23 protein-coding genes are annotated in these 25,612 nt (G+C 34.9%); 7 read left to right on the plus strand and 16 right to left on the minus strand.

Annotated elements, in window-relative coordinates:
- Nucleotide 1 precedes the first annotated feature (1 nt).
- The 7 genes from MB09_RS03545 (at nt 2) to MB09_RS15685 (ending at nt 7,430) form a co-directional block, all read left to right on the plus strand.
- Entirely contained in the window at nt 2-844 is an 843-nt protein-coding gene (locus MB09_RS03545; RefSeq protein WP_045079507.1) for a hypothetical protein, read from the plus strand.
- 15 nt (nt 845-859) lie between these two features.
- Nucleotides 860-1,474, plus strand: a complete 615-nt coding sequence (locus MB09_RS03550; protein ID WP_045079508.1) for a conjugal transfer protein TraK — start codon at nt 860-862, stop codon at nt 1,472-1,474.
- On the plus strand, nt 1,464-2,387 hold the full coding sequence (gene traM, locus MB09_RS03555) for a conjugative transposon protein TraM (protein WP_045079509.1): 924 nt from the start codon (nt 1,464-1,466) through the stop codon (nt 2,385-2,387). The genes MB09_RS03550 and traM overlap by 11 nt, the downstream gene beginning before the upstream one ends.
- Nucleotides 2,384-3,217, plus strand: coding sequence for a DUF4138 domain-containing protein (locus MB09_RS03560; RefSeq protein WP_045079510.1), 834 nt, complete (start codon nt 2,384-2,386; stop codon nt 3,215-3,217). The genes traM and MB09_RS03560 overlap by 4 nt, the downstream gene beginning before the upstream one ends.
- A gap of 7 nt (nt 3,218-3,224) precedes the next feature.
- A complete protein-coding gene (locus MB09_RS03565) occupies nt 3,225-3,587 on the plus strand; it encodes a nuclear transport factor 2 family protein (protein ID WP_045079511.1) in 363 nt (120 codons plus the stop codon).
- A gap of 100 nt (nt 3,588-3,687) precedes the next feature.
- The gene (locus MB09_RS03570) at nt 3,688-5,619 is read left to right on the plus strand and encodes an ATP-dependent nuclease (RefSeq protein ID WP_045079512.1); all 1,932 of its coding nucleotides are present in this window, start codon (nt 3,688-3,690) and stop codon (nt 5,617-5,619) included.
- The gene (locus MB09_RS15685; RefSeq protein ID WP_084709022.1) at nt 5,616-7,430 is read left to right on the plus strand and encodes an ATP-dependent helicase; all 1,815 of its coding nucleotides are present in this window, start codon (nt 5,616-5,618) and stop codon (nt 7,428-7,430) included. Before MB09_RS03570 ends, MB09_RS15685 begins: the two co-directional genes overlap by 4 nt.
- 24 nt (nt 7,431-7,454) lie before the next feature.
- On the opposite strand, the gene MB09_RS03580 is transcribed toward MB09_RS15685, so the two are convergent.
- The 16 genes from MB09_RS03580 to MB09_RS03660 form a co-directional block, all read right to left on the minus strand.
- The gene (locus MB09_RS03580) at nt 7,455-9,146 is read right to left on the minus strand and encodes a hypothetical protein (protein WP_045079513.1); all 1,692 of its coding nucleotides are present in this window, start codon (nt 9,144-9,146) and stop codon (nt 7,455-7,457) included.
- A 9-nt stretch (nt 9,147-9,155) separates the two neighbouring features.
- Nucleotides 9,156-9,713 (minus strand): hypothetical protein, encoded by a 558-nt coding sequence (locus tag MB09_RS03585; protein ID WP_045079514.1) that lies wholly within the window; start codon nt 9,711-9,713, stop codon nt 9,156-9,158.
- A 13-nt stretch (nt 9,714-9,726) separates the two neighbouring features.
- On the minus strand, nt 9,727-10,776 hold the full coding sequence (locus MB09_RS03590; protein ID WP_084709023.1) for a DUF4238 domain-containing protein: 1,050 nt from the start codon (nt 10,774-10,776) through the stop codon (nt 9,727-9,729).
- A 29-nt stretch (nt 10,777-10,805) separates the two neighbouring features.
- Entirely contained in the window at nt 10,806-11,786 is a 981-nt protein-coding gene (locus MB09_RS03595) for a nucleotidyl transferase AbiEii/AbiGii toxin family protein (protein ID WP_045079516.1), read from the minus strand.
- Nucleotides 11,786-12,511, minus strand: a complete 726-nt coding sequence (locus tag MB09_RS03600; protein ID WP_045079517.1) for a DUF6088 family protein — start codon at nt 12,509-12,511, stop codon at nt 11,786-11,788. Before MB09_RS03600 ends, MB09_RS03595 begins: the two co-directional genes overlap by 1 nt.
- 170 nt (nt 12,512-12,681) lie before the next feature.
- Nucleotides 12,682-14,394 (minus strand): hypothetical protein, encoded by a 1,713-nt coding sequence (locus tag MB09_RS03605; protein ID WP_045079518.1) that lies wholly within the window; start codon nt 14,392-14,394, stop codon nt 12,682-12,684.
- Between the two features lie 81 nt (nt 14,395-14,475).
- Entirely contained in the window at nt 14,476-15,384 is a 909-nt protein-coding gene (locus MB09_RS03610) for a pPIWI-associating nuclease domain-containing protein (RefSeq protein ID WP_165586668.1), read from the minus strand.
- Between the two features lie 93 nt (nt 15,385-15,477).
- The gene (locus MB09_RS03615; protein ID WP_045079519.1) at nt 15,478-17,067 is read right to left on the minus strand and encodes a type IV secretory system conjugative DNA transfer family protein; all 1,590 of its coding nucleotides are present in this window, start codon (nt 17,065-17,067) and stop codon (nt 15,478-15,480) included.
- Nucleotides 17,068-17,071: 4 nt separating this feature from the next.
- A complete protein-coding gene (mobB, locus tag MB09_RS03620) occupies nt 17,072-18,121 on the minus strand; it encodes a MobB family relaxase (protein ID WP_045079520.1) in 1,050 nt (349 codons plus the stop codon).
- Nucleotides 18,122-18,132: 11 nt separating this feature from the next.
- On the minus strand, nt 18,133-18,531 hold the full coding sequence (locus MB09_RS03625) for a BfmA/BtgA family mobilization protein (protein ID WP_205618086.1): 399 nt from the start codon (nt 18,529-18,531) through the stop codon (nt 18,133-18,135).
- Nucleotides 18,532-18,913: 382 nt separating this feature from the next.
- Nucleotides 18,914-19,111 (minus strand): hypothetical protein, encoded by a 198-nt coding sequence (locus tag MB09_RS03635; protein WP_045079522.1) that lies wholly within the window; start codon nt 19,109-19,111, stop codon nt 18,914-18,916.
- An 18-nt stretch (nt 19,112-19,129) separates the two neighbouring features.
- Entirely contained in the window at nt 19,130-19,510 is a 381-nt protein-coding gene (locus MB09_RS03640; RefSeq protein WP_045079523.1) for a DUF6876 family protein, read from the minus strand.
- Between the two features lie 82 nt (nt 19,511-19,592).
- Nucleotides 19,593-19,946 carry a single-stranded DNA-binding protein gene (locus MB09_RS03645; RefSeq protein ID WP_045079772.1) on the minus strand — a complete coding sequence of 118 codons (354 nt, stop codon included), beginning with the start codon at nt 19,944-19,946 and terminating at the stop codon, nt 19,593-19,595.
- A gap of 701 nt (nt 19,947-20,647) precedes the next feature.
- Nucleotides 20,648-23,908, minus strand: a complete 3,261-nt coding sequence (locus MB09_RS03650) for a DEAD/DEAH box helicase (protein ID WP_045079524.1) — start codon at nt 23,906-23,908, stop codon at nt 20,648-20,650.
- An 18-nt stretch (nt 23,909-23,926) separates the two neighbouring features.
- Nucleotides 23,927-24,226 carry a helix-turn-helix domain-containing protein gene (locus MB09_RS03655; protein ID WP_045079525.1) on the minus strand — a complete coding sequence of 100 codons (300 nt, stop codon included), beginning with the start codon at nt 24,224-24,226 and terminating at the stop codon, nt 23,927-23,929.
- 583 nt (nt 24,227-24,809) lie between these two features.
- On the minus strand, nt 24,810-25,607 hold the full coding sequence (locus MB09_RS03660) for a hypothetical protein (protein ID WP_045079526.1): 798 nt from the start codon (nt 25,605-25,607) through the stop codon (nt 24,810-24,812).
- Between the last annotated feature and the right edge of the window lie 5 nt (nt 25,608-25,612).

Genomic DNA, 25,612 nt, shown 5'->3' on the forward strand with positions numbered 1-25,612 from the left:
AATGACTGCCGCAATCTCATTGGGGATAGGTCTGGAATACGTTGACACCATTTACCAGACCATACAGAACAGCGACTTTTCGCAATACACTATTGGCGGAATGAAAACGCTTGCGGTGCTGTTCTTTCTGATCAACATTCTCAAAAAATACAATGAGGGTGCGGTAGATAAGGATGGATACACTTGGGGCCTAAGTCCGAGCGACCTAATCAAAAATTTTATGATCGTAATCCTCGTCATTTTCTCAACGCAGGTATTAGGGTTTTTTGATGGCATTTTGGTGGCCATTGAATCCCAATATCGCAACACGGCTCCTGCGCTCCTTCCCCTCCAAATGCAGGATATTCCATTGGAAGAGGATGTGGGCGCATTGGAAGCCGCCAAAAAAGCCATGGCGTTATTGTACGATGCACTGGTAACGCCACTGTATGGATTTAAGATTTTCGCCTTTATCGGAAGCCTGATTCTTTGGATTTTGGATCTGTTTATCTATCCCCTATTCTTGGCCGAACGGTTTTTCCTTTTGGGAATTATGCGTGCATTCTTTCCCCTGGTGATCAGCTTGGCAGTCTTTGAAAAGTTCCGTACGCTCGCCTATACCTTTTTTAAGCTTTATGCCGCTGTCTATATGCTCGTACCGGCTTTCTTTCTGGTCAATGTTTTTATAAATGCGATTTATACCGAGATCAATACCAACTTTTGGGTCAACCTTTTCGGTACCGATGTTGGAAGCAGATTCTTCGCCCCGGTCGTAGAATTGGGCTCTATCGGATTTATTGTCTTTCTGAAGTTTAAACTCTATAGACGGGCCACTTCATTCACATTAAGACTGTTTACTGCTTAATGCAGAATTTTTATTATGAAAACACCTTATAAAAATATATACACCGTCCTTAAAACGAACCGTTTCATTGTAATCGCAGTATTGGCCTTCTCTTTTCTATCGAGTGGATTGGCCGTTTGGTCAGTTTTCAGCATCAATAAAAAAGCGTTGAACAATGCCTTCGCCATCAATACCGACGGATCTGTAATTCCCTTAAAATGGGTCGCTCAGAAGGAAAATTTAAAAGTTGAGGCCTTGGCGCATCTTGAACTGTTTCATTCCTATTTCTACAATATAGATGCAAGCAATTATGAAAAGAATTTGGAGAAAGCACTCTGGCTTGGAAATAGTTCAGTTGACAATTTATACCGACAGAAGAAAGCGGATGGGGTTTATAATAGACTGCTTCAATATTCGCTGGTGCAAAAGGTACTGAGCATTGAATCCCAACTGGATCTTGAGAGCAAACCCTATAGATTCAAGACCAAGACAATTTTTGAAATCAATCGCGGTACCGTCGTGGACCGATATGAATTGATTTCCACGGGAAATCTGATTGTTGTGGACCGAAACTTTCCGAAGAATACACACGGACTCTTGATTACCGATTATTTTGAAAAATCACTTAAAAAATTGACAAATGAAAATTGAAAAGAATAAAATAGTATTCGCTTCCGTCCTTGCGGTAGTGTTGATCTTCATTATAACCTATTCGATCACGGTGCTATCGGATGATGAATCTGAAACCGAAAGCTTAACGCAAACCGCTGTACCGGAACTGGATGAAAACCAGAAAGAATACACAACAAAATTGGAAGCGATTGATGCCCTAAAAGAAGTTAGGGAAACCAATGCTCCAAGTATTTACGATGAAAAGAATCTCGATTCCCTGGGTTTTTATGACCCTGATTTTATGGATAAAGAAAAAGTTAGGATTGTAGATAGTATTTATAAACACAACAAAATCAACTATTCAAAAGATACCTATGTGGTTCCTGAAAGGTATCGAAGGAAGCCAAAAGTGGACGAGGATTCCATAATCGCGGAAAAAGATGAGGCCATTGCCCTAAAGGAACTGGGACTGGAGCACCAACTGTTTTTTGCATCCGATCCAATGGTTAATCCCAAAATAGGCCTCGCAAATACCGATGCGGAAATATTTGTGGAAGTTGACGGAAACCAAGTGGTAAAAACGAATTATCGTCTACGAATGCGCTTGCTAAAAGATGCATTGATAAATGGAGTGAAAGTTTCAAAAAATACGCCCGTCTTTGGTTTTATAAGCTTCAAGCCAAATCGTGCTCTAATTGAAATTGAAAACATTAATCACCGTCCAGTAAAACTAAAAGCATTTGATCTTCAAGACGGAAGTGAAGGGATTTATGTGGAAAACAGTTTCCGAGCTGATGTGAGCCGCGAGGTCGTGGATGACATTGTGGGAGATATCAATATAGCAGGGGTTCCACAGGTTAGTGGAATCCAAAAAGTATTTCGAAAGAACCAAAGAACGGTCAAGGTTACCGTGACCAATAATTACAAACTCATTCTAAAACCAGCATTATGAAAAATTCAATCTTATTGGGAAGTTTAATTTTTGCAAGCTTCTTTATGGAGGCCCAAAACACGGCCCCGCTCGACACCATTTTTGCCAACGACAAAAAGAACGTAGCCCTCTTTTTTCCGAACCCTATTCGACAAGGAATTACGGGTGCGGATAATTTTGTTTTCACATATAATCGAGAAAAAGAACAATACTTTGGATTGCTCCAGGCCAAGCCCGGAAAGGCAAGTAATCTGCTCGTAATCAATAAAAATGGCTCAATTTTTTCGTATATTGTAAGCTATAGGGAGCAATTGAAAAAGCTGAATTATTTTGTTCCACAGTCGGAAAGTATTGGCTTTGAGCAACCAAAATTTACAGAGGGTTCCGATTCTACTAATGTTGCCAATCTGTTCACGGACAAAACATTTTACTACGAAAGGTTTTGCTCTTATCTGTTGACCAGAAAACAAAAAATCGGGAGCATCCAAAAACGCAAGAATGGTATAGTTCTGAGTTTGGAAAATATAGTTTTTGATAAGGAAGAGCTCTATTTCGTTATCAAAATCGAAAACAAGTCTTCATTGGATTACGATCTAAATTTCTTGGATATTTCGACACAAACAAGAAAGCAGGGAAAAAAGAAATCAATACAGCGAATTTCACAGCTTCCTAATTTTAAATACGATGTTCCTACGAAAGTTGCCGAGAAACAAATCAAAAGAATGGTTTACGTTCTACCGAAGTTTTCAATGAGCAATGACAAAATGGTAGTTTTAGAACTGAATGAAAAAAATGGAGAACGAAATATAAAATTGAAAGTCTCAAATAAATATATCAATAACCCAAATTGAAACTGAAATGAAAGATCTAGCCCTAATACTCTTACTTTTTGTTGGTGTCGCCTGTTCCCAAAAATCCCTATCCCCTTCTGAAACTGCCAAAGTTGTTGTTGAAAGTTTCTATAACAAGGACAATCAAAAACTGAGCGAATACACTACTGTTGAGAGCTATCAATCATTTATGAGCATTCAAGATATAATGACCGCCAACACTTCTGGAAAATCTAATTTTAAGGTTTTGCAAGAAAAAGTGGATGGAGATATTGCTTGGATTCAGTTTTCTACTTCGTTTGAGGAGAAACCTGAGACTTTTAAGTTAATAAAAGAAAATGGACGATGGAAAGTTGCGGAGAAGGGATTGCGGGAGAAGGGGCCGTTTTAAGATGTTGTTCTACAAATCGTTTATAACTTCCAATAAATAAGCACTACGGCAAAGAGTAAACTTCTTAATTTTATAAGCTCAACACATTAGTTAGGCTTATATGTATCTATCATTTCTAAATATTAAAAATTTCCGTGGTATAAAGGAAATGTCTTTAAATTTTAATAAAAGCATCAATATTCTCATTGGTGAGAATGGAAGCAATAAATCGACCGTTATTGATGCCATAAGGTTACTTTATAATATGGGTGAGCCGTTGCGGGATATCTCTGTTGGATTTAGTGATTTTCACGAAACCATCATTAAAGACCCCAAAGGGAATATTTCAATTTCCAAAGAAAATTTAATCACAATATCCTTTGAATTCAGAGGTCTTTCTGCTTCACAAAAAGGTGCGCTCTATGAATATATGGTCATTGACCCTGAAGATGATACTAATGAATATGCTAAAGTAACGTTAACATATGAAAATAAAGGTGGTAAATATCCTATATCATCATACTACACAGGTAATTCAGAAGGACAAAAAGCAGATTTTAATACTTTCGAAATTTTTCAGCATTATTATTTAAGCGGCTTAAGAGATAGTACACGCGATTTGTTAAGTAGTCGAGGGAATGTTTTAGGAAGAGTTATTAAGAGGCGTATTGAACAAAATGAATCTGAAGCTACTATTGAAGATATTATGACACGAGCCAATGATGAACTATTGCAACAGTCGGAAGTTTCAGATACCAGAACTGGGGTAAATGAAAATCTTTCAGGTATCTACCAAAGATTTAAGGACAACCAAATTGGTCTGCAAATCGAACAATCTAAAACAGAATATATTGTAAATGCTATTAAACCGTTTTTACCCCATAACAGAGTATCTCTATCTGGGGACGGATTTTCCCTTTGGCAAAATAGTTTAGGACAAAACAACCTTATATATATCGCTACAGTACTTGGGGATATAAAAGAACAGATTAAGGACAATAAAATTCCTCATTTTGCATTGCTTATTGAAGAACCGGAAGCTCATCTACATCCTCAACTTCAATTAAGCCTTTACGGTTTCTTGAGAGATTCAAGTACTTCAAAAAATAGTCAATTATTTATAACATCGCATTCTCCGACATTGACCTCGAAAGTACCTTTAAAAAACCTAATTCTATTGGATAGCCAATCTTTCAGTTTAAGCGAACAGTTTGAAGATAGGGAAAAAGAAAACATTGTTGAAGATACCCTAAAGAATAAAAAACTTACAACTGCTGACTTCAAAAACAGACAAAAGCAGTTAGAAAGGTACATTGATGTGACTAAATCACAACTGCTATTTGCAAAAGCTATACTTTTTGTTGAAGGGATTTCAGAAGAATTATTGATATCGGCCTTTACGGCCGTGGAAAAATATCGTTTGGAAGATTACCGAATTGAACTTGTAAATATTGGTGGCACCAGCTTCTATCCGTTTATACACCTATTTAATTCTAAGCAATCAAAAAAATCCATAGACAAACCAGTTTCAATATTAACAGATAATGACAAGTTTCCAAACTCAAAAAGAAAGGAATTTTCATTCAATAAATTAATTGCTGATAAATATGCAAAACTGGATGAATTAGACGCATCAATTCAAGGTGCTGCATCCTCATCAAGAATACCCAATATCGTATCATCAATAAATGGCAAAACCACCATTAAAATTTTCCCTGCTGAAAAAACATTGGAATATGAGCTGGCATTAGCGAATGTTCCTAAAGCAAAAAGCGAAATTGAAAAAAATTTCCTGTTTAAATATATTAAGAAAATAAGGCCAGAAAAAGTAGTTGCAATATCAGACTATCTTGTGACCATTACTACAGATGACCTTACAGAAGACCAAAGAAGAAAAATAGCTATTCTTCTCTGGAAATCCTTTCCTTCCAAAGGAACTTTCTCTCAAAATTTCTCATTGTATTTACTTAAGAACTTAAAACGTGCACGCAAATCATTTGTGATTCCCAAGTACATTTTGGATAGCCTTGAACATTTAAAGCAAGGTTTATGAAATTAGATATTAATCCAGAATTACAAGCATATTTTGATGTGCGTGGAAAGGTGGTGTTGAATGCTTGTCCTGGTGGTGGCAAGACTACTGCAATTGCCCAAAAAATAATAAACCTTGAATCAGAATACAGGGACTTGTATGGCAAATACTCTGGTATTGCTTGTTTGTCATTTACCAATGCGGCAAAGGATGAAATCAATAAAACATATACAAATTTATGTAATCAATCACTTCAATATCCCCATTTGGTGAGTACTATTGACAGCTTTATCAATTTATATATAACACTTCCATACTATTATCTTTTAGAGAGAAATTTTGCAAGACCCCAAATTTTAGAGAACAATTCACGATTAGATTCCTTTTGGAAAATAAAATATAAGAACAAAAGCGGAAAGTTAGTTGATGGTATTACTCAAAAGATGAATACTTTTAAGGCAAGGGACAATCGTAGCGTGTATTTTTTGTATCCACCTTCTCAAATAAGACTTGAACCTAATGGAAGTTATTCAGTTAACGGAAACGCTCCTTCAGCAGAAAAAGTGGACTTAAACGTTTTTAAAGACTATTGTACCTATATTAAAAAATGGCAATTTGAAAAAGGTCTTATTACGACTAATGATTCAGCATTTATTGCGTACACACTTTTAAGAAAAAATCCAACTATTGCCGAATGGCTTGTAAAACGTTTCCCGCACATTATTATTGATGAAGCACAGGATAATTCTTTATTGCAACATCAAATATTTGAAGTGTTAAACGAACAAGGCTTAAAGAATATAGAATTTATCGGCGACCCCTATCAAAGCCTTTATGAATTCAGGGATGCGAACCCTCAATTATTTATAGATAAATTCAATCATCAAGATTATGAGGGTTTGAATCTTACCAATAACAGAAGGTCTTCACAGCATATTATTGATTGTTTTTCACTATTGAGACCTTTAACAGAGAGAACGATTAAAAGTGCTTGCAAGGAAAACTTAAACGAGCCAATCCTAATTTATCGTTACAAAACAGAAGGCAAAAGCAGTGTCATCAACCATTTTGAATCTCATTGCAATTGGAAAGGTTTTATGGATAAAAAAGTTGTTGTTAGGGGAAATACAGTAAGAAACAAAATGCTTGGTAGAGATGCCCTACAAAAACCTTGGCATAATGATTTGGCTTATAATCTGATTACGGCAAAAATCGAATATGAAGATAAAAATTTAAGAGACGCAATTAATATTGCTCGTCACATAGTCATCGATTTAGAGAATCCAGAACTCTCATATTCCGAAAGAGCCCACTTACGAGCAGACCTCAAAACGAACTATAATTTTAATGCGAGACTCATAAAATTTATTCGGAAGTTGCCTAATCTCTCGTATTCTGTCAGAGATTGGTCAACCAAATGTCCTAAATATGTGAAAGATGCCTTGGGTTTAGATTATGATATAGATTTCGGTTTGAAAAGAGCTTCAAAATATTTAGATAAATCCACGCTCGATGAACCCGTTTCTGACCACTTTAATCGTGTTGACATTGATAAAACGAGTACTTTAACTACTGTGCACCAAGTCAAGGGAAAAACACTTGATGCGATACTTATATTTTTCGATGAAAACAACCATATTCAAAACATAAACTTCAGAGATATTGAACCAGAAAAGGAAGGTTTTATTTCTGAAAAAAAACGAATTATTTATGTTGCTATGTCAAGACCAAAACATTTATTGTCTATGGCATTTCCAGAGAAGATTACAGAAAAACAGTTGAAGGAAAGGTTTGGCAAAAGCATAGTAATTCTCAATTCTGAAGATTTATGAATTTACCATCGGTTGAAACGTAGATTATTCAGGAAGCACATCCCTAAATTTATCAACAAGTAAGGCTGTGGGAAATTTATATTCCTGAAATCGATTCCCAATTGGCGATAATCTATTGTAAAATGATTCATTGGCCTGTTTCATTGCTTCTTGCAAGTTAGGGCTATTGATTTTAGCAACCTTGTTCATTTTTCTATGGTGGTCATCAACTATATCCTTCAAGTGAAAATCTTTCTCCCTTAAATGTGGCTGCCAAAAAATGAGAGTATCTATATCAATAAAGGTTAAATTCTTAATGAAATCAGGATTGTATTTGTTGCCTAATTTTTCTTTAACAAGTTCCAAATGCCACTTGTTAAGTGTATAATTCATCCCAAGAATTTCAAATATTCTATCGCTGACGATTAAAATAGGATAAATAATTAAATTTTCAATTTGATTTGCATATTCATCATACTTAAAGTCATTTTCCACAATCTGTTGAATTGAGTTTACGAGCTGCCCTATACCAACTGCGCGGTCGCCATCGTCAAGAAATTTTTTCTTTAAAAGCTTTTTAATATCATCAATGTCCGATGAACTTTTGATTCCAGCTGCTACAAGAACATCTTTATTTTCAAAAAGATAAATGGTATTTGAGTGACGTGAGTAATAGTCAGGCTCATTGTCTTTTGTATTTACCTCTTGTCGTTTTACCATATAATCCCAATGAAAAATATCATCAAGTACTCGTTTCATTAAAAATTCCTCGGAAAATTTAGTATTGTAGAAGCTAAAGAACGAACCGTCCTTCGGTGGAAGGTTGTGATGTGCATTGTATGCATCTTTCAAAATAAATCGAACACTTTTAAAAAACTTGTCCACCACAAAAAAATAATCAATGAATGAAAATGTTTTTTCGTCAATTTTATAAATGGGATAGTTCTTTAGGTTCGTAAAATCAGAAGATTCATCAATTTCTGCAGACGCAAGTGTGTTTAAAAAGCGAATGTGTTTGGCTTTTTCTGGAACGAGTTTATAAACCTTCTCATATTTCATCTTAAATACTGTCGCAAGAAGTAATTTGACTTGCTTTTTTAAATCTGCAATGTTTACTTCTTTGAAGTTTTTACACAAGGCTACTTCCAAATATTGGTATTCCTTCTGTGATGCTAAAAATTCTAACAAGTATTCAAATTTGACAATCGTGGTGTAAAGTAATTTTCCAAATTCCCAATCCGTATTTGAATAAAGGCCAATGTCCGCAGATGAAAATGCCATCGTAATGGCCATATCCGCCATCTTATCGACATTGTCCTGTGAATTGCCAAAATTCTGTTTGATATTGACTTCTTTATTGATAATAAGAAACGCTTTGAAAATATTGATTTCATCGGAATCTTTGTCACTGTTCTTGTTCTCATCCAACAATGTTTTCCGATTGGCTAAAATGATTTCTGCCAATCTCAAGCTTGCTTCTCGGGAAACTACTTCCGGTGGTTCTGGAAGTTTATTTTCTCTACCATATTTCTTAACTCTCTGGATGATATCCCATTGTATATCTTGATTATTAAAAAAATTATCAAAATTAGGTGCAGGAACAATATTGTTAAACCCAATAATTCCTAAAAGTGTTGGTGCTGAAACCAGTTTTAAATATTCTAAAACAGTATTTGGTTTTTCTTCGGGAAAAACATTTTCAAATTCTAATCTTTGTACAGTTTTTATAATACTCATATTTTCAAATTAAGAATGTTTTCCAGTAATAGGTTTTAAGATACGTGCAAATTTAAGTTCAAAAACAGAAACTAAATCTTCCATCTCTGGTTCAAATTGATATGCGTGTAATCGTAGCTTTAAATTTAGAGGTCTTGCCCAATGATACAATTGAAGACCTTGAGTACGCACTACTTGATAATAACCCAAATGCTGTATTACCCTTCCCCAAAAGTTACGCTTGACTTTTCCAACATACAGTATATTTGAATCCCTTGAATATTTTGATTTTAAAGCAGGAACTGATTTGGCTTCAATGGAATGTTTATATTCTGAAATGGCATTTCTTACATCTTCATTTGTAGTAGGCGGTAATATTTCAAACCAATATAAAACTGGACCGATAAGTGTTCCAAGAATATCAAATAATTCTTTGTGCTCTTCGGACTGTCTTATATCCGTAAGATTCCAGTCTTGAAAAAGCGAACAATCAAAATCGTATTGAAAATAATCTTTAGCACCATTCTCACTCACATTGTGTAAATGCCCTATTAATTTATTGGCTGTTTCTTTTAATTTTTCATTCATAAATTAACGTTAATTAAGTTCTTTTTGATTTCCATAAATGGCTTTTATCCATTTTGACCCATTCAACTATTTCTTCATTTCGGTAGTCATCCATACCAATATTGGGTTTCTTTTTTTCAGCGTTAGACGTAAGTTTAAAAAAACTAAAATCCGGATTAAAAAGATGTTCTAAATAGTATGAAAGCAATAGAACTTTATTGGGTTTTGAAGCATCCCTAATCGTTTCATTTATGTATGTGTCTTTTTTGTGGAATATACTCTCTTTTGACAATGCTTTGATATTTTCTAATTGTTCGATTTGACCAAAATAGAGGATTTTATCTGCTGAAATGGCTTGTAGAAGATTGATGTAATTTATATCGTCTATGCTTTCTATTTCTACCTTCCTTGCCTTCATATTAATTGTATCATATGCCCAAGAATCGTAGAACATCAAACAAAATTTGGGATGAATTGGGAAAAATATGATTAGACCCTTGCTTAAAAGCCCTCCATTATTGGGATAACTCTTTTTAGCTAAATGTATAGGATTAAATTGAACGAACGGATTATCTGATATGATGAAATCCTTTTCTGTTCTGTTTTTCAACAAAACCAAACTTAAATCGCTTGTGACAACCCAATTATCCATATTATATGCCAAGTTAAAAGCGGCAGGTTCGGGATGTACAATTCGGTTTGTCGATAAGTCAATCTTACTTAATTCTTTATCATATTTCGCAACTTTCTTGAATGCCGAATTGATTCTTTCTTCAGTATTGTGAATACTGGCTTTAGTTCTAAAAGCATACATCATCACAAAATGAAGTAGAAAGGAATTAGCTTTTGTTTTTTGTTCTGGTAGTTTTTCTTCAGATATAATATTTTTTATTGCCTCTGAAGCTTTGCATTCACTGTGGGAAAGAAAATCCTCAAAGGCTGTGTCGACACCATAAAAATAGCTTTCTTGCGCCTGTGATTTAATTGGCGCGTTTTCAACTGTTTTATTAGTCTTCTTATTATGAAGGTGGATTACTTTATTATTTGATTTTTGGGAAAAATTGCGCAAAAGAAATTGTGAAATAAAGTGCTGCTTTTTTTATTTGCCATAGTCTAATTGATGTCCCATTTAACTTCTTTTAACCTTGAACCAATCTTCATCAATGATTGCAAAACATCCTTTTCATCAGGAAGTTCGCCGATTAGCAATTCCTTGAAAGAAGTTGAATAGGTTTTGCTTAAAGTTGCCCAAACCTTCTCCGTTTCACTAAAAAACAACGATTCTGATGGGTGTTTGGACAGCCATTCTTTGTCATTAGGTATCGCCTTGTCATCATCTTTTCCAACTTGTATAAGCATCGTTTCAAAATCATCTGATTTTAAAAATGCAGAAATTCTCTTTGCCTGTAGCAATTGATGCAGATCATAGGTATGTCGGACTTTATTAGCCAAATCCTCCAAAGGGTTTTCGGTATATGAAAATCTGACCAGGCTTATTATCTTTTCGCAAAAAGTACGCTCGATAATGATTACATTTACCTTAAAAGGTTCAAGTTGGTATTCTTTGATAAGGTCTGGATTATTGGTTGTGGCAATAAATTGTGTAATCATTGAATGTATTTCTACCTTTTCAGAAGGATGTGAATTCCCCAGACTTGAAACTTCTAATACAATTTGATCCCTCACTTGTCCATATGTTCCTTTAACACCTACTTTGTCATAACCATAGACCACTTTTCTAATCTTCCCACGTTTGTTTTCCAATGGGTGGTTGGGAATGACGGTCATAACCGTTCCTACAACATTGGTTACTTTTTTTAGTTTTCGTTTTAACGAATTGTCTGTTTCATCTTCCTCCTTGATAACCACTAAATCAATATCTTCTGAAAAGCGGTCGATAATACCGAAACACTTGGAAAGAGACGTTCCGCCTTTAAAAACAGTAATATCTATGGAATTGGCATCCGTAAAAATTTGTTTTAGGGCAAAAGTTACCCAATAGTCCTTTTCGATATAGACTTCGGAAATTCCAAAATGTTGTGCGGTTGCTACGATAGCACCCTCAAAGGCATCTTTATAGTTGTGTAATTTCATTAGACGATGTTCCAGTTTGAGATAGTAGGCAATGTATTTTGAGATATTCCAAATTCATAACTGCTCAAATAATTAATGGTTTCTTTAAGTGACTCGCTTAATTGGTCAAATGAAAGAACTTCAAGAATTGCGCCTAACAAAGCCCTTACCTTTGGCGGATAGGCTTTTGCAAAATTGGTCAACTTCTCTTTATCTTCATCCGAAAGGTTATCAATCTTTTTCTTTAGAAAATCAACCCCTATCTTTTGATCCATATCTGGAATGTACTTGAAATCCTTTATTACGTCCAAAAGTTGCAACAATGGTACATTCTTTCTTGTAACAGGAACGTAACTCTTGGCCGGTTTTATAATAAGGCTCCCAATTTTTGTCTTTATCTCTTTATCCTTACTTGCCAATCTCACAACGTTAGGAACTTGTGTGGTCAAGCCAAGTTGATTGTATAATCGAACTCCGGTTATGTAAGCAATCTGTTTATCGTTTTCAAAGAGGTAATTTTTAAGCAATACATCTTCTCTCGGTTTTAGTTCGCCAAAAACTGTTTGCTTGGGCTTATAGTACATCCCATTTTTATATCTCTTGATAACTCCATTAGCAACCAATCGGCTTAAAGCTTTAGCTGCAGCAGAAAATTCACTTTGAGGAATAGACAAAGTATCGTATGTAAATACTTCTCCAGTATCTATACGAGCAACTTTTGTTTTTATGGATGTTGTTATATTCATTTTTCTGTCACAAAGATAATAAATGTTGTCTTATATGTCAAGTTTTTTCCATTATTTACTTGACCAATAGAGACAATAACTGTTCCACTATTAGTTTCTCTATGTATATCATTAGGTTTTTATGCTGTTGGAAAGTTTTTATTTGCAGAAAGAAAAAATTTGTCTATATCTTAATCTTTTTCGCCATCCTTTATACCTACAATTGTTTTAATAATTTCATCCAAATCATATCCTTTGTCCGCATAAATTAAAACGCATTTATGTTTTTCACAAAGTTGCTTTTTCCTTTTATCTCTTTCTACATTTCTTTCAAAGGCTTTTTGGCCACCAAAAAACTCAATAGGCTCATAATGTTGAGCTCCTTGATATTCAATTGCAACGTTTAGACTTGGAAGATAAATGTCTAAATGTTGACGACCAAGCCATTTTGGCGAAGCGTGATGGATGACTTCATCATCTTTAAAATAGTCTGAAATTCTATAAAAAAGCTCTGTTTCGCTAATCCACCCTTCCCCAACTTTTGGCATCCCAATTTCTTCACGAAATGCGTCTTCCGCAAGTTTTAATATTATTCTGAATTGATTGAATATCGATTTTTCTACAACGTGGGGAATTGAATTGACATAGCCAGCTTGGGCCTGGAAATCATCAATTCCTTTATAGTGTTTATATTCGGCATTTGACAAAAAGAAATCTTTGTAATATTCAGCTTTGTACTCGGAAATTGTCTTTGTTTTTTGTGTTTGCAAAAACCCTAAAAATGACCTTTTTGTTTTTAGGTCAACAGTTCTTTCTATTTTAATGGGTTCGCCATCTTGGAAAAATAAATCAAAAAATTTACTTCCTTTCTCCTGTTTATACATTTCAATCTGCTTGTCGGCAAATGGTTTGATGTCATTGATATTACTTTGACCGAATTCTGTTAAATGACTGTAGCCCCCAAGTTTAATGATAAGTTCTCCATTGAGAAGTTCACGATTGAGTTTTTCTTCATATTCAAGAATAGTATCAATACTGATATATTCCTTTTGATTAATTAACTCCCAAGATTTCTCATAATCATTGGCGCTTTCCAATTGTTTGATTACAGCAGACTTTCCATAGGATTTCGTTTTAGGGTAATAGGCTGCAAGATTGTCTAAATGATTTTGTAACTCCTTGATGTTCGAGTTATGATTTTCCAGCAAATCATAAAAAAGGATAAACGTATAGTTATCATTTCCTTTCACATCAATATATTGATGGTTAAGAAAATGCTGCTTGTAGATTCTGTAGAATTTTGCTTGTTCGGGATTTGCTTCCCTTATCTCGCTGTATGAATAAATATATTTATGATTCCAGTGTGGTATTGGATTTTCATACTTATAAAATCCCATTTCGCTTTTTGGAACTAATTTCTCTCGTTTTTTGCAGTCATTCCAAAATTTGATTTTCCCTTTTACTGTTACTTTCGAAAGGTCAACTTCTTTCTCAATCCTTTTTGGCAGGTACAAATCTCCGCCCACAAATTCCAAATAGCCCAAGTTTTCAATTTTGGTATCTCTTAAACTCACTTTGCCACCAACTTTCTTTAAAGCACCTAAATCTTGAATATTTGAATAGCGTAAAATCATATCTCCGCCTACAAATTCCAATTCATTCAATGATTTGAGGTTAGAATATGTGGTAAATGAGCTGATGAAAAAATTATTTTTGACCTCTTTTAAATTTCCAAGACTTTCAATGCCTGCATCACTAAATCCAAGAAACCCGTTTACTTTTTCTACACCATCCAGACTTTTTATAGTTTCTCCCCTAACAATAACGTCTGCATTAATTTCATTCGATTTGATGATTTTCTTCAGATCATCGTATGTAAATATATCAGTGGGATTGTAACTCATTGATTATATTCAATTTTAATTCGTGTAATTAACCGGTTGATCAGCTTGTTTATAATGACTCTTTTTCAAGCTGTAGAAAACTTACTTGGAACTGTCTCCATTGTATGTGATGCTTTCACAATTTATAATGTCATTCAAATATGCCAATAGCCAAATCGTAATTCCTGTTTTGACTTTTAAGCTTCTTACTTGATTTTCGGTAATACCAATATTTGGTTGGTGAACATTACATAAAATTGAATAGCAATCACATATATATTTTATTTCATTTTTAGTAAAGTCCTCCAACATACCAAATTGAAATTGTGATGTAAAGAACTCAATTTTTTGTTCTCTATTTATTCTGACGTGGATTAGTTTTTGCTTGCCATTTTTGAATTTACGAAATTCCTTTTCAAACATTTCAGAATCTTGCAATTTCTGCATTGGTGCCAAAACATTGTCAATTAGATATTCTAAAATTGTTCTCAAAGAAATTAGACAATGTCTTAATCTGTCAGGATTTGATTTACTTTCAAGAGCATAATTTGCGCCGAGCCAAAGATTTTCAAGTCCAAGTTCTTGTAAATATGGAATCAGATTTTCATTCAAAATTTCTTCCTTGGCATTTATATCTTCATCAGTCAAATCACTAACTAAACTCTCTTTAAATTCCTCGGCAGATTTCAAATTTAGAATTTCCAAATCAGTTATAAATCCAAATTGTAGCTCAGGATTGTTTCTTAATCGCTTCCCAATTCTCCCTATTTCCCTTAAACTTTCGAGTAATTTAGAATTCATAAATGGATTAAACTCTGGAAAATTAAATTTTGGAAAATTGTAGATGGGAATGTCCATTTTCGGAAGAAGAGCTTTGAGTTTGTTCTGTGTATCAATCATTTGGCATAGATTTTCGGATATAATAAACCGATTGGCTAATTTTGTCATTTCCGATAGCTTTGAATTCATTCCTGTGAATTTTGATATTTTATCAAAAGTGGTTTCTTGCATTACTTATAATTATTTATATTCTAACAAATATAAGTTTTTACAACCCCCTTTTAAAGCCCAAATTATTGACAATTGTTAACACAGATCTTTATTTCATTTAAAAATCGACCGAACCTCATCATAAACCCGTTCAAAGTTTTCTTCCAAATCCGCATCAGTATAATTATGGGTTTTGGCAGGTAATCGTCTTTCAATTTTGGAAAGTTTAAACTGCACCTTTTTATCCTCTCCATCCGCAAAGGTTATAAACTCTCCCTGTTTAAGTCTAAAAAATACATCTGCCCTAATCTTTGACACTTCTCGTTCACCTGTAGTGATTCGGGTGTCAAAATTCAGGTTATGTCCTCGGTTCACACTTGTGGTTTCCTTTTTGACTATTTCAAAGAAACGCTCGTAATATTTGGCGGTGTCCGGGTCGTTTACCTTTCCAAAGAATTGATAGGACAAATTGCTTAAGATTGCCTTGCTCGCCTTGTCGCCATACATCATATCATTCTGGATCTTGTCCTGCATCACGTAAATGGTCGCAATATCATAGCTCCGCAACGTTGCGGGGATTCGGTGCATATTCAGCAATCGAATCGTGGGCGCTTCCTCCATCAATAGGAATGAGGATTTTGAATTCCGAACACTCATTTGTTTTGTTATAGTATGGATTATGGTTGCGATAATTGATGAATAGGCCGTTTCATATTTTGGATTATTTACAACTGATATGATAGTGGGTTTATCCTGGCTATTGATATTGAGCGGCACATTATCAGCGGAAAGCACCATAAAAATACGCTTAGTGCTTATCTTTTTGAGCGCATTGGCCAACGTGCTTTTAACGCCTGCGGTCTGTCGGTCAGATTCCTTGCCACTGATGAAAGCGTCTGCCATTGCTCTGGACGTTGTATTTGAACTTAAAAATGCGGTTAGACTATCTGTGTCCAATAGTTGATAAATCGCAATCAGATGTGGTAATGTGCAGTATTGGGGATAGGATGTCCGCAGTTTCCAAATCAAGCCACCAATAAGGCCTTCTGCTGCATCATTAAAGAATTTACTCGTTCCTGAAGTTCCGGATTCTTTTTGTTCCAATAGATTCTCGATAAGCACCCTTGCCACTTCATTCACACTTTCTTCATCCTGCATATATTGAGGTGCAATTGGATTCACTCGGTCAAAAATCTCATCAAAAGAGATGACCCGAAATTCTATCCCCTTTTTTTGAAACAGCGGATATGCCATTTCGGTAATTTCAAAATGCTTGTAATCGTGGATCAAACCGCAAAAAGAGTGAAAACTAAAATGCGACAGAAAGTTGAACACCACGCTTTCCGTCTTCCCGCTTCCAGCAGACCCTATGATGGAAGCTCCACGTTTGATATTGTTGATTTTAAACGGCCTTCCCTTTGTCTTAAAATGAACCTGGTATTTATCATTCAGGTTCCGTGATTGATTGCTTTTGTGAAGAAATACATAGCATACCGTATTTATCAAAAGTAGCGGACAAAATAAGGTAAGTAGATAAAATATGAAGTCTGAATTCGTTTTAAAATAAAACAATATTGTAAAAGAACTAATCAGTAGTACGACATTTATAAAAAAAGCAAATCGCGTCAGTTTAAACAGCGCATAGAAAAAAATGCCCATTCCAACAATCAATGTTATTATTACCGTAAAACTTTGTGTACCCATAACTCTAAATTCCTATTGAACCCGATTTAATGGCCACTTCAACCCCTCTTTTTAAATATCGAATGGTTTTCAATGCAACTTGAACCTTATTGGTGGGAAGGCTTGCAATGGGCACACCCGATTTCCCAATAATCTTAAAGGCAATGGCTTTTTCGCTTGCTGGCAACCCCAATAAAACTGAAAAATAAAGCTTTGGGGTTTTGATAAAATCTTTTTTCGATTGATAGGATTCCGCATAGTTGCGTTTATAACCGAAAGTGGAATCGAAAGTTTTTTCAGCTTTGGTAAAAAATGAATCCCTATCGAAGCCACGCTTCACCATCTTTCCATTCATATTTACATCCGAAACTTTGTATTTGCTCCCTGGGGAAAGACTGACGGAATTGGAAGCATCCTTCCGACTGACTATGAGGTGAATGTGGCTTTGGTTTCCCTCTTTCTGCATTCCCTGTACGATCCGTTTCCCATTTTGTTGGTGTGGGGCGCTGGCTTCAAGTTTAGCTATTTCTGATTTTAATTGTTTGATATTTCCAGTGAGCTCGCCATTTTCTATCTTCCAAATCTCCTTTTTTAATTTAAGTATTTTGGTCGCAAAGGGTTGGTTCTCCCTCACCTGCCTATCCGTTCCCTTAAAGGTTCTTTGGTGTTCTATCTTTGCGAAGTACTTTATATCATCAACAGTAATCGGTTTCCCGTTTATCTCACGATTGAAGGAACTGGCATAATCTTGCATTATGGCCCGGGTATATCGTTTCAAGTCCTCACTGCTATTCTGCAATTTTCTCAGCTCATACTTACTTGGATTTACGGTAATCGAATAAAATTTGGGTTCCACTTTTTTGAGTTTTGCCGTATTGGCATCAATCTCTTTGATGACACTTTCAGCGTTGATTTTATCGGAATACTGATTGAAAAAATGTTCCATTCCTGCCTGTCCGGCAGGCAGGCCATCCTGTTCCAAGCCTTGGTTTTCCTTCTCCAGATACTCCACAAATTCTGCAGCACTTTGTGCATAGGTCTTACCCAATTTCTGGGCTGTTATCGTGATATACATTTATAATGGTTTTATAGTTCGTTATTGGTATGTTTCTTCTCTTGGAATCGTATTTCATTTTTTTTAATCGGAATCTCCTTTTCCAAAATGAGTGGCTTCTTGGTAGGTTCCAATTCTTCAAAAAGCGATTTCATCATTGCGACCGTAGGCTTGGTTTGGTTCTTTTCTATGTCCTTCATAATGGCAATGACCCCATTGATCCTTTTCTTTATCAAAGTTTCCAATGTCTGCATTTTAGGCCCGATGGATTCATTGGGCGAAATCCCATTGTCCTCAAAAAAATCGAGCATCAGAAGCAAGACCATCGATTGGGATCTGGACATTTTCTTGCAAAACCGTCTAAATTTCACGGCCACGGAAGCCTTGATTTTCAAGGTCTCAAACCGTTCTTTTTCAAACCCTTTATCCATCCTTTTTAGTAAAAAATTTCCCTGATTTATTGCGCCGACGTGTGTTTTTAGTAAAAAATCAATTCTAAAATCCAAATATTCGAAAAGGAATTAATTGATTTTTAATTGTTTGCAAAACAACAAAAACCGAAACATCGCGCCAGCGTGTTACCCTCTTGCTATTCCTTTTCGTCCAGCTCGCTGGACCAAAAAAATACCATTACACCTGAATGTAATGGCTTATTTACTGACTGAAATGAAACTTGATTTTTTTAAGATTTTAAAAATGAAATTTTGTAAGTATTACCAAAGAAGAAATGAAATTATTGAGAAAAATGGAATCAGTTTAAAAACAAAGACCCTTGAAAATTCAAAGGTCTTGTGCTTTTTTTGTTTTTAAGATTTAAATGACAAATACAAAATCATAGCTGTAAAGATTCCGCTGTGCTTCTTCTTCCAGCATCTTTTCAAAATCAATGTGATTTTCATCGGCGTACCTTCGGATATCATCCCCAAACCGTTCCTCTATTTCCTTTTTGGAGTTTTCAAGAAGTTGGTTTTGGGTCTCTTCGTTCAAGTTTGAATAATTAAGATAAATCATAACTTACATTTTAAAATCTTAATATTCACTTGGCAACAAGAGGGTATTGTCGATAAAATAAAGCCGGAGTTCATCCAATGGAAAATCCGTTGCCCTATATTTATGGGTTTCCAAAACGGTTCCATTTCCATCGCCATAAGTGATGGTTGCCTCGCAGCCCATTTTTTGCTGTTCCTCCTCCGATAATCTCTTAAAGTCAATGGTTATGAAATAGCTTTTTTGCATTAGGCTCTTCGCTATTATCGAGGTGTCCGTTACCAACCAAAAACATTCAGCTGCTTCCACCAGATACTTAATTCCATTGGTAAATCGGGTGCGTGTCAGTGGGATTTGATAGAACATATCCGTTCCAGAAAAATGTTGCAATCCCTGTTTTATTTCGTTAACTTGTGTTTTCATTATACATTTATTTAAAAGTGTTTAATAATCAAATAAGAGGGCGCTACTTTCGAAGGGAACGCCCTCTTACATTTTACCGCTGTTATTCAGCGTTTCCGTTGTCCTTGGTTCCGAGCAACAGGATTTCATCGGCTACCACTTCGGTAACGTATCGCTTCTCCCCTTTTTCGGTCTCATAGGAACGGGAGGTCAATTTGCCCTCAATGGCAACTTCCTTTCCCTTGCCCACGTATTTCTCAACGATTTCGGCAATCTTGCCCCAGGCAACAATATTGTGCCATTGGGTGTTCTGCACTTTCTCGCCCTCTGAATTTTTATAAAACTCATTGGTTGCAAGTGAAAAGTTCGCGACTTTCTTGCCGCTCTCAAGGGTCTTGGTCTCGGGGGCATTGCCCACGTTCCCGATCAGCTGTACTTTGTTTTTTAGTGTACTCATGATTGAAAAAATTAAGATTAAAATTCCATCCGAACCCTTCGGACGGTTTGCGTTTGTATTTTTTTGGAGTGATTTACTTATTATATCCAGAGCGTTTTCCTTTTTTTGTTTTTTTAACTTTGTTTCCGCTTCCCTTTTATTGATTTCGTAAGATTCCATAATTTCCGTTTTAGATTTACTTCCCATAGAGCCGTCGCTGTTACCTTTTTTTGTTGCTGATACATTTTCAATATTTGGAATTAATAAGGACTTATAAAAGGGAGGCACGACCGGTTATGCAGTCTGTTTAACTTCCAAATGTTGGTATTTTGCTGTCAAAAAAAGGTAGGGACAGTGGCGGATCGGGGGGTTTCTAAAGGACGTATGTGAAATACTAAAATCAAGGGAAGTGGGAACAAATGCAAAAATGCGAATTCCGACCGGGCGGACTCCGTTCACAATTTCGGCTTGCAATGGAGTGTTCCGTTCCGGCGGAGCGGATCGGGTTAGCGAAATGGAGAGCGGAAATTGGGGACGGTGTCCAAGACCTATTTAATGAAGCTCTTTACCCGAAATGTAGCTTTTCGCGAAATGTAGAGGAATGGGCTGAAGGATAAACAAACTTTATAACCCAATCAATTCATTTAAGTCCATTATTATTTATGAATTTCTTTTCAAAATAATTTTACCCTAAATTAAAAGAATAAAGCTTTTTTATTTTATTACTTGCTACTTATTATTTGCAAATTAACATCGCCTACTGTAGCAAGGTAATGGCTTGTTGTAGCTAACAATGATAAAATACTATCTGAAGCATTTACTTTTGATAACGATGGCTGGACTATGTAAATATGAAACTTTGTATCAAGATTCCATTTAACAGCTGTGAGAAGCAATTCAAGCTCTTCTTCTGTACCTTTTATAAGTCTTGAGCATTCTTTATCTTTTTCTTTTTTAATTATTCGCTTAAAGAGATGAACAAACAATTCTTTTCCTTCCCTATATTTCCAGTTTAAGGATTTTTGCGCTTGACCACAGACTTGATAAAAATTGTCAATGTTATTACCTACTTTACCGCCTTTCGCATATTTCAGATGAAATAGATGTATATCTATTTTTCCTTCTGATTTGTTTATGGCCACCACGTCGGCAATTTCCCCTGAACCGTCGTCGTCATAAATTATGTCGTAATCATCTTTTATCTTCTGAATGAATTGATATTGAATAGAATCTTGAATATAGGGTGCAATGCCCATTGATTCCTTATTCAAAGACACACCATCCCAATTCCAACTCTGTAATAAATCCTTGTCGAAATTTTCAACTGGGTCTTTTGGTTTGAAATAATAATTTAATTCAAGTTGTGAACCGTCTGCAAAAAAGATTATAGGATGAAAGTCATTTAAAAATTCTTCTAATTTCTCAACTTTACTGCCATAGCTCACAGTTGCATCATCGTTACCAATTTTTACTATTTTACAATTTGGCACAGGGACACCATCAAGTAATTTTGAACCTAAAATAATCTCAAATTCTATACTTAAGTCATCACAATCCCAAGAAAATTTGATTGGATTTTCAACTTTTGTATCAATTATATTCAATTCAGAATTGGATAAGTCATATGTTTTCTGATTACTTTTTATTTTGAATGAATATCGGTGTTCTGGATGCCTATAAATTTCAGCATTCCAATCTACAGCTATTGGAAGTGTATTTGTTGGACGACTTGTAATAACTATTGGAATGATAGTGTTTTTTAAAAATATATTTGGATTAATAGTGTCATTGATAAGTATGCTTCCTAAATTTTCACACCAATCATTCAATTCTTTTAAATTACCTCGAAGATATGCCCAGACTTTACCTTTTACAGAGCAACCTATGGAAACCTGCTCGCCTGAAGTATATCCAGTACCGAAAGCATTGTTCTTCTTTAATGTTCCTTGTTCAAGCTGTTTTATTCCATCTTCTACATTTTTACCAAAAAAAGATTGATAGCTAATATCTTGACCAATTCCTTTGCGGCCACCAAAATTATAAAGTCTCAATCGTTTAACATCGTGAAAAACTCTAAAAACATTCATTCCGTTTATAATTGAATTTGGCTCATTGAAAATAGCATTTATCAATTTTTCACTTTTTAAAGATTTGAATGATGTATGAATATATGCCAGGTTACTTTCCTTCCTTTTATCCCAATGCACTACCAATAATTCCCATTGCAAATTTTTAACTGAATCAAAAGTTCCCCAATCTGTCCTTCCAGTTTTACCTAAAATGACCACCAAAGTTTTCTCATTATCGTTTACATCACTGAATTGATGCTCATAAGATTCAATATTTGCAATACCTTCCTTCCAATTATTTGGATTCCATTGTTCACAAGTAACCTTATAAACTACGGCACTCAACGCTGGACTAATTGATTCAAAAGGTATTTCAGATTCTTTCAAATTCTTAAAACCTCCTAAAAACGTTTGAATATCAAGTTGACTTTTGGTTGCTCCTTCACTTATTTTAGGAAGTAATGCATTCCAATCACTTCCTTTGGCATAAAGTTCATCAAGTTCTTGCTGTATAGGTGGATAAGCTGTATTCGTTATGAATGTTGCGTCCCCAATATTATTTCCAGATGTTCGTGTAAATCTTCCGATAAATTGAAGCATAATTGGAATACTTTGTCGGTCATCGTGGATGGCTGCAATTTTCAATTCTGGTAAATCAAACCCTTCGCCAAGCATATCAACACAAACAATTATTCTATGCTTTAAAAGTTTTATATTCTCTATTTTCTGTTTCAGTCCCGCAATTCCTGTATATACCAAAACAGGGGATAAATCAGAATGTGTGGAATAAAATTTAAAAACCTCTTTTGCTCTATTTTTCGTTTTGCATCTTGCAAGTAGTGCGTGGTTTAAATTTTTCGACAAATCTTCCCTTAAAACAGAAATTGCTTTTTCTGCAATCGCTTTATCGGCGCTTTCAATATTATATTCCCTTATTGGTTTAAATACAATTTTTTTGTAATAGCCTTGTTCCTGTGCTGCTTTTAAAGAGAATTCAAATATGAACTTTCCATCGAGCTTCTTCTGGTCATTTCTAAAAGGTGTAGCAGTAAATAAAAACACTTTATTTTTATCGAATAAATCAATAAAATCTCGCCAAGTTTTAGCTTCCGAATGATGCGCTTCATCAATGAAGTAATGAGAAAAAACATCACTCATTGTTGCCTTCTGGGCTTGTTCTGAACCCGATAGAATGCTCATTGTAGTAACAACTACATTTACATTTGAAAGAAATTTTTGAAGTTCGTCCTCACTCTTAAACTTTTTCGTAATTAATCCCACAATTGGATTCAATGCACTTGCGGCAACTATATTAAAATCTTTGAGCAAGCCAAGTGTAAAAAACTTTTTGAATATTTGCTCTCTTAAAGCGTCCGATGGAACTGATATAAGCAACTTCTCGCATTGATTGGCAATTAATGCTGAAATCATTGTTTCAGTTTTACCTGTTCCTGTTGGCATAACAACAATTCCTTTATCGCTCTGATTTTGTATATGCGATAATATTGAATATAAGGCACCAAGTTGTGGTGGTCTTAAACCATTTATATTTTTCTCTAAATCTTCTTTTATAAAATGAAAATTTCCAAACCACGATTCTTTTACCTCTGACGGACTTTTTATAGATATGGAAGGATGCTTTATCCATCGTGTAATTGGAAGTTCTGAACGAATAAAGTCTTTTTTGGTTGGCTTTTTTGACGCTAATAATACATACTCAATCCCAGCTGGAACTTTAAGTTTTTTATCTGTTGATACCAACATTCTATTTCCATTTGAATTAAAAATAAATGGCACTTCACTTTCCAACATACAGTTTTGGAAACTCGTTGCACCTGAAAAAAACTGTTTAGCAATATTTCCATTTTTTTCGTAATGGTAATACTCCACATCTGGGGTCAATACTGTAATCATATAGTCAGATTTTATAAACTACTCATTTTGATTGGTCAATTTCTTGATTTTTTCTTCAGCGATTTTGAGGATTTCCTCACTATTCGTTTCATACATTATCATATCAACAATCTTATCAGCCATCCAGATTTTTATCAACTCAATTTTATTTTCATTTAAAGCGGTTGCCAAAGCTTCCACTTGCTCTTTTCGGGCTTTGCGTGTGCCACGTTCAATTTTACTTAATAAAGCTGTATCGGTATCCATTTGTGATGCTACTTCACGAAGTAATAAGTGCTTTTGTTCTCGCAATTTCCTAATGTATTCGCCAAACGTCATTTTAGATATATTTAGACTTGTCAATATTTGTCTAATTTAAGAAAAGTCAGCTAAATGAAAGGAAAAAGATATAAACAGTTGTTAACAGAGATCGAAAGCGAAAAAGATTTAAGCAAAAAAAGGAAACCTACAACTTGATTGCAGAAGCGATACAAAACGCAGAAATGATATTCCGATGAAGCGGACTTAATTCACAATTTTTGTTTGGAAATGAAGCGTCCCATCCCAGTCCCGAAGTTTTGGGGCGGGAAGGGCAAGTGGAATGCAAAACCAAAATTGGGGTTGGGTCCAAGACTTTTTGTAGTGAAGCTCTTTCCCCGGAATGGAATGAAGCGGGAATGTGCTTAACGTATTTTAAATGAATTTCTTTGTAGGGAATCTTTTCCAGAATAGACTTATTTTCTGGTTTTTGCGCAAAGGCAAAAAGTACTGGGTGTAATTACATTAACCAAAATCTATTTGTCACTATTGTTTTATATGTAATTACAGCCTGTACTGCGCGGAAGTGAAGGCTCTTGGGAATGAATGAGTGTAGGCACGGAACGAGTGAATGAGTAAGTGCCGAAGGTGGGGCATAATAACTTTAATCTTTTATTAAAGTGAGATTTTTAAAATCAAGTAATAATTGTCGGTCGTTATCAATATGTTTCCAGTCTTTAATGTTTTCCTGAATTTGTGTAAGATAATTATTATATTTTTTCTTAAGCCATTCGTGTTTAGTAATGACACTATTTGAATTAGAGTTCAACCCAATCTCTATCAGGCTTTTCAATTTTTTTAAATATGGGACTAAATCATAATTTGGTTCATCCAATTCGTCATTAGCCTGTGTAATATAATCTATGTAATAAAAACCATCATCATCTAAAGATAGACAACTCATTATGCTTTCAGTCTCATCTTCCAATGAATTATGAGGCATCCTATATTCCTTGCCAATCTCAATAACTTCCTCACTTATAATAATTCTTGGGTCAATCGCTTTTTGGGACTCAAGAATGTAAGCATCCACAAGTGCAGGTCCAAAAATATGATTTTCTGTATGCAACAGTTTGCCTACGCTCACACCGCCTCTGGTCAAATATCCGTTATTTGCAAGTTCAAAAGCAATATGAAGCAAATCAATTAGAGAATAAAACACTTCGCTTGTTTCCTCAATTCTAAATGATATTACAATAGAATCAGAAAACTGTGTTACCATTTTCGATTTTGAAATGCCACTATCATATTCTATTAAAATTTTATTGGCGATATCAATAATTTGTTTTATGCTCTTTATTTTATCCTCGACATCATTTCCAGAATCATCAACAGTAGAATCAATATGCGATTTAAAACCTAAAATATCTATAAAGCAACAAATACGGTATTCATAATTCATAATGA

Source organism: Aequorivita vladivostokensis (assembly GCF_000952855.1).
Taxonomy (GTDB): domain Bacteria; phylum Bacteroidota; class Bacteroidia; order Flavobacteriales; family Flavobacteriaceae; genus Aequorivita; species Aequorivita vladivostokensis.